A 12,781-nucleotide genomic window follows, 5' to 3' on the forward strand; every position below is an offset into this window, starting at 1 on the left:
AAGACCTCCTGAATGGGTCGGTTGTTGCCGGCGGGACGGACCGCGCTCGCGAGACCGGGGCACGTCAGCGCTCCCGCGCCGGATCCGTGTTCGTCTCCCCCGGGACCCCCGACTGCGTTGCTTCCGTCGTCTCCGATTCGTCCGCTTCCGACGCCGCCGTCTCCCGGTCGATGTCCGACGCAGCCGTTTCCCGATCGATGTCCGTCGCGTCGTCGATCGGGACCTCGCCGGGCCCGAACAGTTCCTCGCGGGCGCACCCGGCGCAGTAGTGGTTGTACCGCTCGTCGTGGGTCAAAAGGGGAACTCCCGCCACCACCGTCTCGTCGCGACGGCGGCGGACGAGCCCGCGGTCGAACGCCTCCCCGCAGACGACGCAGGGCTCCTCGACCCGCTCCGTCGGCCGTAGCACCCGGTGGTCGACGGTGCGGAGCCGGCCGAACGCCGCGAGGCCGTGTCGCCGTTTCAGCCGCCGACGGACCGGCGGGGCCGTCCCGGCACCGAGCAGGGCGAACCCGATCCCGATCAGCGCGAATCCCGACGATCCGCCGATGGCCGCGACCGCCGCGATCCAGCCGCCGATCAGCAACAGCAGCCCGCTCAACAGATACGCGGAGACGGTCTCGACCGTTCCCTCGCCGGCGTTCGACGGAGGGCGGGGAGTCGTCGAATCGCCCCGGACGAGCCGGAGCCGCTCGGCCAGTTCGGAGTAGTGCCACCAGGCGTACAGGACGTTCCCGATCCCGCCGGTGGTCAAGAACAGGAGGACGTGGACGCCGGCGGAGCCGATCCCCCTGTCGACGAGGACGACGCGGTCGCCGTCGTCCCGTTCGATCTCCCAGCCGGCGTCGAGGTGCTCTTGGACCCGCCAGCGGAAGGCGCGCTGACTCTCGTCCGAAGGCGAGCCCCGAGACGCGGATCGGTCCGAACGGGAGGCGGACGGCTCCGAACCGGGGGCTCGGCGGGACTCTGACGCGGTCGAGGTCGCCGTCCGCGATCCCGACCGCGCCGCGCCGCAGTTCGAACAGAACCGGTCGTCGTCGGCGAATCGTTCCTCGCAGTCGGGACAGCGGGCGGGGAGGGAGGCGTCGATGTCGACGCCGCAGTCGGGACAGAAGCTCGCTCCGGCGGGCACCGACTCGCCGCACGCCGGACACGCGGAGGACACGCCGCTGACGCTGGGCTCGGAGGGCATCCACTCGACGTTCGCGCTCCCGTCCGTTATCGCTTTCGTCGGGCGAACGCGGAGTCGGCGGATCGGAGACGGAGTCGGCGGATCCGAGGCGAAGGCGGCGGATCGCGTTGGATCCTCCGGGTTCGCGAGGGGCTCGTGACCCGCCGTCCGGGCCGCGGATCCGTCTTCCGCGGCGTCGAGGTTTATTAGTCTCCGCCGAGACGTACCGACCGGACCATGGAGCTCACTTGGCACGGCCACTCGACGTGGCACGTCGTCGTCGACGAGACCGAACTACTGATCGACCCGCACTTCGACAACCCGAAGACCGACGTCGACCCCGAGGAGCTCGACCCGGACTATCTCCTCTTGACGCACGGGCACACGGACCACATCTCCGACGCCGACCGGTACGAGGACGCGACGGTGGTCGCGACCCCCGAGCTGGTCGGGTACGTTCAGGACACCTTCGGCCACGAGCACGCCGTGGGCGGCATGGGGATGAACATCGGCGGCACCGTCGAGTGCGGCGACGCGTGGGTGACGATGGTGCGCGCGGACCACTCGAACGGGATCGACACGGGGTACGGCACCTCCGCGGGGATGCCCACGGGCTTCGTGATCGGCGACAAGAAGCCGACCCAGGAGTCGGACCCCGACTGTACGACGTTCTACCACGCCGGCGACACCGGCCTCATGTCCGAGATGGTCGACGTGATCGCCCCGTACCTCGAGCCGGACGCCGCCGCGCTGCCCGCCGGCGACCACTTCACGATGGGGCCGGCCGGGGCCGGCATCGCCGCCGACTGGGTTGGTGCCGACGTGGTGTTCCCGATGCACTACGACACGTTCCCGCCGATCGAGATCGAGACGCGGGAGTTCGTCAACGAGGTGAAGGCGGCCGGCGCGGCCGCCGAGCCCGTGATCCTGGAGGGAGACGAGACCTACACGCTCTGAGTCCCGAACGCGAGGGAATCGGCCGCTATCGGAACCGATAGGAAGTTTTAGGCCCGCCCGAGCCCACCTCGGAGACGACATGTCCGACATCGAGACCACCACCGTCTGCGAGGAGGGATACGCGTGTACGAGCCAGGTCGGCGAGTTCGACCTTCAGATCGACGCGACCGACGAGACCGGCCCGAACCCGAACGCCGTCCTCGTCGCGACGTACGCCTCCTGTTTCATCCCCGCGTTCCGCGTCGGCGGCGGCCAGCGCGGCGAGGACGACCTCGGGAAGGTACAGATCGACGCGAGCGCGGAGCTCGACGACGACGACGACCTCGAATCGATCGCCTTCGACCTCCACGTCGAGGCCGACCTCGACAACGACACCGCCGCGGAGATCGTCGAGCGCGGCGAGGACATCTGTCACGTCCACTCGGCGGTTCGCGAGGAGCTTCAGGCCGACATCGCCGTCCACTCGGGCGCGTTCTGAGACGGACCGAGGCACGCTCTTCGACGACCACCCTTCGAGAACCGCCATTCGACGATCGGCCGTCGACGACCGGTCGTCGCCACCCGTTTTTCGAGCCCGACCCGATCAGGCGTTCGCCCCGCCGGCCGCGTAGTCGACGACGACGCTCGAGGCGACGTAGCCGATGGCGGCGATCACGGCGGCGGCCGCGACCGCCACGCGGGGATCGCGGGCGACGACGTACGCCGCGAGGAACGCGACCATGCCGGCCAAGTTCGCACACAGGAGCCGCAGAACCCGATAGCTCGGCCGCGGTTTCGACATACCGGGACGACGAACAGCGACGGGATAAATCGCGAGGTCGAGACCCGCGCTCGTCTCGACCCGACGCCAGCGAGTCGGCGCTGGGAGGAGCGTTCGTTGGACACAGGTGAAGGAGTGAACGATCGCCCGAGCGGTGGCGCGCCGGTGAGCGCCCGGCGGGCACGAACCGCCCGCGAGGGACGCGGCGAGCGTGGCGAGGTACGAACGAAGTGAGTACCTCGATAAACGAGCGGCGAAGCCGCGAGCAGGGAGCCGCGAGGCTGGGGAGGCGTGAGGTGCGGTTGCGTGGCGGTCGGGTGGGACTCAAAGGGGCAGTCGCGAGGACGAAGCACGGCGCAGCAAGGACCGCAAGGAGTGAGCGGAGCGAACGACTGAGGACCGCAGCAAGCCGCGCGAGTCCTCACGACTGGGGCTTTGGAAGTGTCTACTGCGCCAACAACTATCGGTTTCTCATCACCTCGATCACTCACGAAACACCCGTACTAGTAGCACGCTGACTCTACCGGAGATGTTAGCTATTTAATCGTAACATCAATTCCCCTGACGGGAGTTATAACGTCCTTCGAGGTGCTCGCGTTGGCCAGCTTGCCCGGAATCCCCGAAAGTCACCGCTCGCTTCACAGCTCCTCTTTCAGGTACACGCCGAGGAGCCCGCCGAGCGCGCTCAGTGCCACGGTGTAGGCGATCCCGCCGACCACGACGATCACTCCGAATACGACGACGCCCCCGACGGCGATGCCGGCCTCGATCGGGAACCCGAAGACTCCCAGAAACGGGAGCACGAGCAGCACGAGTAGCAGGAATCCGACGACCGGGATGGACGCTATCGCGCCGGAGACCGCGCCGATCCGGAGCCCGTCGCCGGTGTCGCCGCCGTCGAGATAGCCGGCGAGCGCGCCGCCGAGGACCGGCGAGATCCCGGTAAACGAGAGGGCGATCGTCGCGACCGCGCCGATGATCGCGTTGAGGAGGGTATCGTCGGCGTTCACGCCCGAACCCTCTCGCGGGAGGCGACATACGTCTTGTGGGTTCCGCGGTCGGTTCCGTCGGTTCCGTCGCCCCCGCGGTCGGGTCGTGAGTTCCACAGCGAGTTCCGTGATCGGGATCGGACGAGCCGCTCAGACGACGAACTCGAGCGGGTAGTCGGTGAGGTTCTCGTGGCCGTCCTCGGTGACGACGACGAGGTCCTCGAGCCGGACGCCGCCCACCGCGGGGTCGTAGAGGCCGGGCTCGACGGTGACGACGTGGCCCGGCTCCAGCTCGCCGGCACCGCTCGCGAGCCGGGGCGACTCGTGGACGTCGAGGCCGATTCCGTGGCCCGTCGAGTGGATGAACCCGGTCTCGGTCTCGGGGTCGGTCCGGAAGGTCGGCTCGCCAGCGGCCTCGTACACCTCGCAGGCGGCGGCGTGGACCTCCTCGCCGGTCGCGCCCGGCTCCACGGCGTCGAGGGCGGCCTCGAGCGCACGCTCGGTGAGGTCGTACCACTCGCGGGCCTCGGGGTCGGGCTCGCCGACGCAGAACGTCCGCGTCATGTCGGCGTGGTACTTCGTCGCCTTCGACCGCGGGAAGACGTCGACGATGATCGGCTCGTTCGCCCGGAGCGGCCCCGACCCCCGGTCGTGGGGGTCCGCGGCCTGCGCGCCCCCGGCGACGATGGTCTCGTCGAGCGCGCAGCCGCGGCGCAACAGCGCGACCTCGATCTCCTCCGCGACCCGCTCGCTGGTGAGCGGCTCCCCGTCGTGGAGGAGCGTGCCCGGCTCGACGGTCTCGCCGGCGGCGTCGCTCTCGTCGACGGCGACGTCTGCCGCCTCGTCCCCGCTCCCGTCACCGCTCCCGCGGCCGGCCACGTCGGCCGCGGCGAGCAGCGACTCCGCGGCGCGCATCGCCGCCTCGTTCGCGCGCTGGGCCTCCCGGATCGCGTCTATCTCCTCGTCGGTCTTGACCGCCCGTGCCTCGCCGAGAAGGTCGTCGCCGTCGACGACGACGTCGATCCCCCGCTCCCTGAGCGCGTCCGCGGTCCCGACGGGGCTCCGCGGCGGCACGGAGACCGATCCCACGTCCTTGTCCCTCACGAACCGGGCGTACATGTCGTAGCGCTCCTCGCGCCCGCCGTACTCGTAGTCGTAGTCGGCGTGGCGCTGGACCGTGTCGGCGGCCGCCTCCGTGCGCGCGCGGCCGTACTCGAGCCCGGAGACGAGCAGGTGGACCTCGCCGTCGGCGTGGAGGGTGAGGAAGGGGTCGGGACCCGTAAAGCCCGAGAGGTACAGCTGGTTCGCGTCGTCCTGTGAGGCGTCGAGCAGGTAGCCGTCGGTGTCGAGGCCGCCGAGGAGGCGGTCGAGTTGCGTCCGGTTCATGACGGTTCTGACGGGGCGAACGGTAAATCGATTGGCTTCACGGAAACGGCGGAGAGGAGCGTGGACGAGAGAGGACGTGGACGAGAAAGAAACGTAGACGAGAGAGGGCCATGGGTGGGAGAGGAAGCGGAGACGGGAGAGAGCACGGACGGGCCGGAAGACCGGGGGTGGACGAAACCGATATATATCCGATCCGGGAGCCGGATCCCACCGATCGATCACGGAGAACCGTGACGGAGCCCGAGGCGAAAAAATCGGAGTTCGAGCGCCTCAAACGCGCGTCTCGACCGTCTTTTCACGTTCGAGATCGAGGAGAAGATTTAAATATGTCGCGTCCTTACCGAGAGGTGAGGAAAAACCGAACATAGACCCATCTTTCGGTCCCGCGGTCCCCTCCGATCCAAACACAATGAGCGACAACGTTCGAACCTACACGGCGGAGCACGTCGACGAGGAACAGGAACCCGAGTCAGCCGCGGACGAGGAGCTGCGCTGCCCCGAGTGCGGCGGCCAGCTCGCGACGGACACCGAACACGGCGAGACGGTGTGTGCGGACTGCGGGCTCGTCGTCGAGGAGGACGAGATAGACCGCGGGCCGGAGTGGCGCGCGTTCGACTCCCGCGAGAAGGACGAGAAGTCCCGCGTGGGCGCGCCCACGACGAACATGATGCACGACAAGGGGCTCTCGACCAACATCGGCTGGCAGGACAAGGACGCCTACGGGAAGTCGCTCTCGAGCCGCCAGCGCGAGAAGATGCAGCGGCTCCGCACCTGGAACGAGCGGTTCCGGACGCGCGACTCGAAGGAGCGGAACCTGAAACAGGCGCTCGGCGAGATCGACCGGATGGCCTCGGCGCTCGGACTGCCGGACAACGTCCGCGAGACCGCGAGCGTCATCTACCGCCGCGCGCTCGACGAGGACCTCCTTCCCGGCCGATCCATCGAGGGCGTCTCGACGGCGTCGCTGTACGCCGCGGCCCGACAGGCCGGCACGCCCCGAAGCCTCGACGAGATCGCCGGCGTCTCGCGGGTGGAGAAGGACGAGATCGCCCGGACGTACCGCTACGTCGTCCGCGAGCTCAAACTGGAGATCCAGCCGGCAGACCCCGAGAGCTACGTCCCGCGGTTCGCCTCCGACCTCGGGCTCTCCGACGAGTCGGAGCGTCGGGCCCGGGGGCTCCTCGACACCGCGAAGTCGCAGGGGCTCCACTCCGGGAAGTCGCCGGTCGGCCTCGCGGCCGCCGCCGTCTACGCCGCCGCCCTCCTCACCAACGAGAAGGTGACCCAGAGCGAGGTGAGCGAGGTCGCGAACATCTCCGAGGTCACCATCCGCAACCGCTACCACGAGCTGCTCGAGGCCGAGGACGGCATCACCGTCAACTGATCGCCTTTTCACCGAACGCCGTCGACCGCGGTCCACAGCGCGTCCAACCGGTCCTCGTCGGACGCCGCGACGTACAGCGGTCCGTCCCGACGGACCGCCGCGCCGGCCGCCGACGCGAACAGCTCCGTCACCGCCCGCTCCTCCTCGTCGGGATGGAACTGAACGAGTCCCTGGAGCCGCCCGCGAGCGAAGAGCCCGGAGTGGACCGTCGGGGCCCAGCTGTCGATGACCCGTTTCACCTCGCCGGATAGCGCCTCACGGATCGCGTCGGCCCGTCCGGAGAGGGCCGGATCCCGCGGAACGTCGCGTCCGACGATCGTCGCGACCGTGCCGGCCTCGAGGGGGACGTCGCCGTCGGCGGTCACCGGCTCGCCCTCGTAGACGACGCCGGCGTCCCGACGCGCGAGGTACGTCTCCTCGGTCGCCGGCAGCCTGACGGCCGCGAGCGCCGGTTCCTCGTTCTCGAGGACCGCGACCGACGCGGCGAAGGTCGGCAGCCCCGCCGTGAAATCGTTCGTGCCGTCGAGCGGGTCGATCACCCAGCGGTAGGGGCCGGTCCCGTCGAAGCGCCCGGCCTCCTCGGCGAAGACGGGGTGGTCGGGGAACGCACGGCGGACCACCGGGAGCATCCGCGCCTCCGCCGCCTCGTCGGCCGCCGCCTTCACGTCGGTCGCGCCGTACTCGCCGGCGGCGTCGCCGTTCCGGTACCGCTCCCGGAGCTCCGCGCCGCCGGCCAGGACCGCCGCGCGAGCGACGGCTTCGATCGCGTCGAGATCGATCGCATCGCGGTCAGTCATGGTCGAGCGTTCGACGACCGCCCTCAAAGAACCCGACGAGACGCGTCGGCGCGAGGGGACCCCCGTCGGTGCGACGATGTGTCGACAGCGCGACGATGTGTCGCCGCCTCGAGGTCGAACGCGCCGTCGGCGTCCCGAACGCACAAACCGCGTCGGGGCGAGGGGGTCGTATGGAGACGACCCGCCACTTCACGGCGACCACCTACGTCGTCAACGACGGCGCGACGGCGCTTCACGAGCACGACCGGCTGGGGATCCACCTCCCGCCGGGCGGCCACATCGACCGCGACGAACTGCCGCACGAGGCGGCGCTGCGGGAGGTCCGCGAGGAGACCGGACTGGAGGCGGAGCTCGTCGCCGACCGCGCGGACGTGGAGTCGCCGAACGGGCGGCCGCTCCCGGAGCCGGCCCACCAGATGCTCCACGACATCGACGTCCACCCCGACGGGGCGGTGAGCCACCAGCACATCGATCACCTCTACTACGCGCGGGTCCCGAGCCGCCGGATCGATCCCGCCGGCGACGACGAGGCGGGCGCCGACGAGTGGTCGTGGTACACCCCGGAGGAGCTTCGGGCGGGCGGGTTCGACGCCGACGTGATCAGCCTCGGATGCGAGGCGATAGCGGCCGTGGCCGACGCGGAGTGATCGCGCGACGACGGGGAGCGATCGGCGGACGACGCGGGGCGATCCCGTAGGGACGCGCCACGACCGAGTCCGCCGAATCCGGGCGATCCGGTGTCTGACGACCGTCTCACGGTCCGGAAAGTATTTGGGTCGGTGCCGGGGAATACCGGTAAGATGGACGCACAGCGAAGGGAGGACATCACCGGGTGGAACGCTCGAGAGTTCGACGACGGATTCGACGGGCTCCGCCGGTTCGCCGACCGCGGCTTCTCGGGGGCGGCGACCGACGGCACCGGGTGGTTGTTCATGCTCGACGGCCGCGTCGTCGGGACCGTCGACGCGGATCTCGACGCGTTCGCCGACGCCTCCGGAACGGCCTACGAGGCGCCCCACGAGGCGCTTCCGGTGCTTTTCGCGATGCAGGAACGGGGCGGCGAGCAGCGCGCGCGGTACTACACGAAGGACACGCCGCTCTCGGAGGCGGACCGGAAGCTCTCACAGGGGGGCTTCACCGGCTACGTCGAGCTCTCCGAGAACGTGCTCTCCGGCGACTACTACGTCACCTACACCGCCGGCGAGTCGATGGCGGCCGCGTTCGTCGGGAACGCGCGCCGGCTCGAGACCGGCGAGGACGCCTTCGACCTCGCGAACGACGAGGTCGGCATCTACACCGTCTACGAGGTCGACCTCGACGTCCGGGAGATCCCGGAGCCCGATCGGGGGTCCGACGAGGACGCGGACGCCGCCGGGGACGATCGGTCCGACGAACCCGAACCCGGAGCCGGGGCCGTCGCCGGCGTCGGCGCGGACGCGGGTGCGGACGGGGATGCGGATATCGACGCGGGCGACGACCGGGAGGAGAACGCGGACGAGGCGGACGACCCCGCGGACCGGGGGGTCGCCGCCGGCGGGACGGACGCGGACGGAACGGACGCCGGTGAGACGGACGCCGGCCCCCATCAGGACAGTCGCCGGCGGGACGATACCCCGGACCACGGTCCTCGAGACGAGGGCGTCGCCGACGCCGACCGGCAGGGGGCGTCGGAAACCGAGTCGGCCGCGGCGGGAACGGAGGATCCGGAACGGCCGGGCTCGAACGGCTCGACCGCGGCGGAACCGGACGACCCGTCGACGGAGACGGACGGAAGCCGGGAGACGGAACGGAACCGGGAGCCGGACCGGGATCGGAGCGACGTGGGAGACGACGGCGAGGACCCGTCCGCGCCGCCGTCGAACGCGACCGAGTCGGACGATCGCGACGATCGATCCCGTTCGACGGCGAGACCGGAGAACGCGGCGGCGGACCGAAACGCCACGGCGGCGGACCGAAACGCGACGAGAGCGGGAACCGGGCGACGGTCCGAGGCATCGACCGACCGACGCGCCGAGGCGTCGGCCGCGTCGGCGGACCCCTCGGACGACGACGTCTTCTCCGAGGAGGCGCAATGGCGCGAGACGAAGTCCATCCCCGCGCTCGACCCGTCCGAGACCAGCGAGCGCGGCGAGAACCCGTCCGCCGGGTCGGCGTCGGGCACGAATCGGCGGACCGGCGGCCCCTCGAGCCGACCCGACGGCTCGGCCGGAGCGTCGGGCCAGTCGCGGGATGACGGGACCGCCTCGGAGGGGTCGACGGCCGGGCGCGGTTCGGCGGAGGGGTCGTCGCCGAGCCCGCGCTCCACGGAGCGGTCCGGATCGGGGCGGACCGCCGTCTCGGGGCGGGCCCCGAGCGAGGTTCGCGAACGGATCGAGGAGCTCGAATCGGCGCTCTCGACCGCCGAGTCCGCCCGCGAGGAGGTGGCGGCCGAGCGCGACGAACTCGAGGCCGAACGCGACCGCCTCGAGGAGGAACTCGAGCGGCTCCGCTCGGAGGCGGAGCGCCTCCGCGAGCAGCTCGATCGGGCGGAGTCGCGGCTGCCCGAGGGCGAACGGAGCCTGTCGGCCGCCGAGGCGCGCGAGGGGACCAACCTGTTCGTCAGGTACGACTCGAAGGGCGGCACGACGCTCGAGGACGCCCACGACGGGGCCGTGAACCGCGAGGAACTCCGGGAGAACCTCCGGATCGAACACCACACGAGCTTCGAGACGGAGGGCCTGCTCGTCGACGGCGAGCCGTTCGAGTCGTTCCTGCGGGGAACGATGGAGTACGGCTTCACGCAGTGGCTCGTCGAGGAGCTTCCCTTCGAGGTCGGCGAGACGGGCAACGGGAGCGCGCTGCGTGACCTCTACGACGCCCTCCCCGAGATCGACCGCGCCGAGATCGGCGGCTCCGTCTCCGTCGTCATCCGGGAGAACGGCGAGGAGGTCCGCGAGCAGCGCTCGTTCGACCTGGTGTTACGCGACCGCATGGGCAACCCGCTCTTCGTCGCCGAACTCAACGACTCGCGCGCGCCGACCGCGGGCGCGACACTCGAGTCGCTCGTCGCGAACGGCGGCGTGATAGCGGAGTCGAACGAGGCGTTCGCCGGGGCGTTCGCGGTGACGGCGAGCTTCTTCGAGCCCGACGCGCTGGAGGCCGCGAGCGACGCGGTCGGCGGCGGCCTGTTCAACCGATCGAAACGGAAGAGCTTCGTGAAGCTCTCGCGCAAGCGCGGCTACCACCTGTGTCTCGTGGAGTCGCGCGACGGCGGGTTCCACCTGACGGTCCCGGACCTGTAGCGGGCGCGGGCCGTACGGAGACGCGACTCGTCGTCGCAAAACTCGGTCGTCGGTCGTTCGGGCGGCGCGTCGAAACGGGCCAGTCGATCAGTTCTCGACTTCGGCGGCGTCGTCGATCCGCATCGAGCCGAGCTTCTCGACCGTGTCGTCGAGCTTCTCGTCGAGTTCGTCGACGAACTCGTGCGTGCGTTCGGTCGTGATCGCGCCCTGACTGGAGGGTTCGATGAGGTTCTCCTCCTCGAGGACCCGAAGCGAGTAGCGGACCTTGTGGTGGGGGTAGCCCGTCTCGTTGGACATCTTCACGATCCCGATCGGTTCGTTCTCGATGACCATCCGCAGCACCTGAAGGTGCCGCTCCAGCATATCTACCTCTTTCTCGAGTCGATCTATCATGCCATATGTTAACTCGTCATGCCCCTTTTTAAAAGTTGCTGTCGAGGGGCGGAGGACGAATTCCGGCTCACGGTTTGACATGCGAGTAGTTAACGGTTCGGATCGGGATCCGACCGACGCGGGCCGGGGACGGGGCGTCGGAGAAGCACACGAACGGGGATATCTTCCCGAACGGGCTCGGAGATCGATCCACGTCCGTGCGGTGATCGCGACGACGGACCGTAATCTGTTTTACCCCCCGGTCGGAAGGGGGGAGCGGTATGACAGTCACCATCGTCGGCTCCCAACTCGGGGACGAGGGCAAGGGCGCGCTCGTCGACCGGTGGGGAGGGGACGCGGACGTCGTAGTCCGTTATCAGGGCGGCGACAACGCCGGCCACACCGTCGTCGAAGGCGGCGAGGAGTACAAGCTATCGCTGGTGCCGAGCGGCGCGGTTCGGGGCACGATCGGCGTGTTGGGCAACGGCTGCGTGGTCAACCCGCGGACGCTCTTCTCGGAGATCGACGCGCTCCGCGACCGCGGGCTCGACCCCGACGTCCGGGTCGCGCGCCGGGCGCACGTCATCCTCCCGTACCACCGGGTCCTCGACGGGATCGAGGAGGCGGTCAAGGCCGACGACGACGCCGGCGACGAGGTGGGCACCACGGGCCGCGGGATCGGCCCCACCTACGAGGACAAGGCGGGCCGTCGCGGGATCCGGATCGGCGACCTGCTCGACCGGGACGTGCTCCGCGAGCGCCTCGAGTACGCCGTCTCGCACAACCGCGCCGTCGCCGAGGGCGTCTACGGGCTCGACGTGGCGGACTCCGAGCACGCCGAGGCCTTCGACGTCGACGCGCTCTTCGAGGAGTTCGCCGAGTTCGGCGACCGCCTCGACGACGACGGGATGACCGTCAACTGTAGCGACTTCCTCCACCGCCGCCGGGAGGCGGGCGACCGGATCCTCTTCGAGGGCGCACAGGGGACCTCCATCGACGTCGACCACGGCAACTACCCCTTCGTCACCTCCTCGAACCCGACCGCCGGCGGGGCGGCCGTCGGCTCCGGGCTCGGCGTCACGACCGTCGGGTCGGGCGAGGTCGTCGGCATCGTGAAGGCGTACCTCTCGCGGGTCGGCTCGGGGCCGATGCCCACGGAGCTCGACGGCGACGACCGCGAGGAGTCGCTCGCCGACGACATCCGCGAGAAGGGCGGGGAGTTCGGGACGGTCACCGGCCGGCCGCGGCGGATCGGTTGGCTCGACCTCCCGATGTTGCGCCACGCCTCGCGCGTCTCTGGGTTCACGGGCGTCGCGATCAACCACGTCGACGTGCTCGCGGACCTCGAGGAGCTTCAGGTCTGCGTAGGCTACGACCTCGACGGCGAGCGGCTCGACACCGTCCCCACGACGACCCGGCAGTGGGAGCGGTGTGAGCCGGTCTACCGCGAGTTCGACACCTGGTCGGCGGTCGACTGGACCGCGGTCGCGGCGGAGGGGTACGAGGCGCTCCCCGAGGCGACGCGGGCCTACGTCGAGTTCGTCGCCGACGAGACCGACGCGGCGGTGTACGCGGTGGGCGTCGGCCCGGACCGCGAGGAGACCATCGAGCTGGCGAACCCGTTTGACGCGTAGGCGGAGTCGAGGAAACGAATAAACGAACCCCGAGTTCTTCGTTGTTCCAC

General features: G+C 70.1%; 12 protein-coding genes. 6 read left to right on the plus strand and 6 right to left on the minus strand.

The genetic code is table 11. The features are described 5' to 3' along the window. Window positions 1-64 precede the first annotated feature (64 nt). Window positions 65-1,192, minus strand: coding sequence for a zinc ribbon domain-containing protein (locus tag AXA68_RS11660; RefSeq protein WP_066416905.1), 1,128 nt, complete (start codon window positions 1,190-1,192; stop codon window positions 65-67). A 216-nt stretch (window positions 1,193-1,408) separates the two neighbouring features. Here AXA68_RS11660 and AXA68_RS11665 point away from each other — a divergent pair, with 216 nt between their 5' ends. Together AXA68_RS11665 and AXA68_RS11670 are read left to right on the plus strand one after the other, a co-directional pair. After that, window positions 1,409-2,128 carry a metal-dependent hydrolase gene (locus AXA68_RS11665; protein ID WP_066416907.1) on the plus strand — a complete coding sequence of 240 codons (720 nt, stop codon included), beginning with the start codon at window positions 1,409-1,411 and terminating at the stop codon, window positions 2,126-2,128. Window positions 2,129-2,207: 79 nt separating this feature from the next. Next, window positions 2,208-2,606 (plus strand): OsmC family protein, encoded by a 399-nt coding sequence (locus tag AXA68_RS11670; protein ID WP_066416909.1) that lies wholly within the window; start codon window positions 2,208-2,210, stop codon window positions 2,604-2,606. Window positions 2,607-2,711: 105 nt separating this feature from the next. Here the strand turns inward: AXA68_RS11670 and AXA68_RS11675 are convergent, their stop codons facing one another. The 3 genes from AXA68_RS11675 to AXA68_RS11685 form a co-directional block, all read right to left on the minus strand. Next, the gene (locus AXA68_RS11675) at window positions 2,712-2,909 is read right to left on the minus strand and encodes a hypothetical protein (RefSeq protein ID WP_066416912.1); all 198 of its coding nucleotides are present in this window, start codon (window positions 2,907-2,909) and stop codon (window positions 2,712-2,714) included. Between the two features lie 617 nt (window positions 2,910-3,526). Further along, window positions 3,527-3,898, minus strand: a complete 372-nt coding sequence (locus tag AXA68_RS11680; protein WP_066416914.1) for a DUF5518 domain-containing protein — start codon at window positions 3,896-3,898, stop codon at window positions 3,527-3,529. Window positions 3,899-4,027: 129 nt separating this feature from the next. Beyond that, window positions 4,028-5,263, minus strand: coding sequence for a M24 family metallopeptidase (locus AXA68_RS11685; RefSeq protein ID WP_066416916.1), 1,236 nt, complete (start codon window positions 5,261-5,263; stop codon window positions 4,028-4,030). A 409-nt stretch (window positions 5,264-5,672) separates the two neighbouring features. Here AXA68_RS11685 and AXA68_RS11690 point away from each other — a divergent pair, with 409 nt between their 5' ends. Continuing rightward, entirely contained in the window at window positions 5,673-6,647 is a 975-nt protein-coding gene (locus tag AXA68_RS11690; protein WP_066416918.1) for a transcription initiation factor IIB, read from the plus strand. Between the two features lie 8 nt (window positions 6,648-6,655). Here the strand turns inward: AXA68_RS11690 and AXA68_RS11695 are convergent, their stop codons facing one another. After that, complete coding sequence (locus AXA68_RS11695; RefSeq protein ID WP_066416920.1) at window positions 6,656-7,444, minus strand: inositol monophosphatase family protein; 789 nt, start codon at window positions 7,442-7,444, stop codon at window positions 6,656-6,658. Between the two features lie 170 nt (window positions 7,445-7,614). Here AXA68_RS11695 and AXA68_RS11700 point away from each other — a divergent pair, with 170 nt between their 5' ends. Continuing rightward, window positions 7,615-8,091 carry an NUDIX hydrolase gene (locus tag AXA68_RS11700; RefSeq protein WP_066416922.1) on the plus strand — a complete coding sequence of 159 codons (477 nt, stop codon included), beginning with the start codon at window positions 7,615-7,617 and terminating at the stop codon, window positions 8,089-8,091. A gap of 153 nt (window positions 8,092-8,244) precedes the next feature. Beyond that, on the plus strand, window positions 8,245-10,725 hold the full coding sequence (locus AXA68_RS11705; RefSeq protein ID WP_066416924.1) for a DUF7527 domain-containing protein: 2,481 nt from the start codon (window positions 8,245-8,247) through the stop codon (window positions 10,723-10,725). A gap of 87 nt (window positions 10,726-10,812) precedes the next feature. Here AXA68_RS11705 and AXA68_RS11710 read toward each other — a convergent pair whose 3' ends face one another. Further along, window positions 10,813-11,118: a hypothetical protein gene (locus AXA68_RS11710; RefSeq protein ID WP_066416926.1), complete on the minus strand. Its 306-nt coding sequence runs from the start codon at window positions 11,116-11,118 to the stop codon at window positions 10,813-10,815. Window positions 11,119-11,378: 260 nt separating this feature from the next. Between AXA68_RS11710 and AXA68_RS11715 the strand changes: the two genes are divergently transcribed. Beyond that, window positions 11,379-12,731 carry an adenylosuccinate synthase gene (locus tag AXA68_RS11715; RefSeq protein WP_066416932.1) on the plus strand — a complete coding sequence of 451 codons (1,353 nt, stop codon included), beginning with the start codon at window positions 11,379-11,381 and terminating at the stop codon, window positions 12,729-12,731. Window positions 12,732-12,781 lie beyond the last annotated feature (50 nt).

Origin of the sequence: Halorubrum aethiopicum (genome assembly GCF_001542905.1) — an archaeon.
GTDB lineage: Archaea > Halobacteriota > Halobacteria > Halobacteriales > Haloferacaceae > Halorubrum > Halorubrum aethiopicum.

What these genes read in the sequence shown, in the direction of transcription:
- AXA68_RS11660 (WP_066416905.1), bottom strand. Translation starts at nt 1,192, where the DNA reads ATGCCCTCCGAGCCCAGCGTCAGCGGCGTGTCCTCCGCGTGTCCGGCG.
- AXA68_RS11665 (WP_066416907.1), top strand. Translation starts at nt 1,409, where the DNA reads ATGGAGCTCACTTGGCACGGCCACTCGACGTGGCACGTCGTCGTCGAC.
- AXA68_RS11670 (WP_066416909.1), top strand. Translation starts at nt 2,208, where the DNA reads ATGTCCGACATCGAGACCACCACCGTCTGCGAGGAGGGATACGCGTGT.
- AXA68_RS11675 (WP_066416912.1), bottom strand. Translation starts at nt 2,909, where the DNA reads ATGTCGAAACCGCGGCCGAGCTATCGGGTTCTGCGGCTCCTGTGTGCG.
- AXA68_RS11685 (WP_066416916.1), bottom strand. Translation starts at nt 5,263, where the DNA reads ATGAACCGGACGCAACTCGACCGCCTCCTCGGCGGCCTCGACACCGAC.
- AXA68_RS11690 (WP_066416918.1), top strand. Translation starts at nt 5,673, where the DNA reads ATGAGCGACAACGTTCGAACCTACACGGCGGAGCACGTCGACGAGGAA.
- AXA68_RS11695 (WP_066416920.1), bottom strand. Translation starts at nt 7,444, where the DNA reads ATGACTGACCGCGATGCGATCGATCTCGACGCGATCGAAGCCGTCGCT.
- AXA68_RS11700 (WP_066416922.1), top strand. Translation starts at nt 7,615, where the DNA reads ATGGAGACGACCCGCCACTTCACGGCGACCACCTACGTCGTCAACGAC.
- AXA68_RS11705 (WP_066416924.1), top strand. Translation starts at nt 8,245, where the DNA reads ATGGACGCACAGCGAAGGGAGGACATCACCGGGTGGAACGCTCGAGAG.
- AXA68_RS11710 (WP_066416926.1), bottom strand. Translation starts at nt 11,118, where the DNA reads ATGATAGATCGACTCGAGAAAGAGGTAGATATGCTGGAGCGGCACCTT.
- AXA68_RS11715 (WP_066416932.1), top strand. Translation starts at nt 11,379, where the DNA reads ATGACAGTCACCATCGTCGGCTCCCAACTCGGGGACGAGGGCAAGGGC.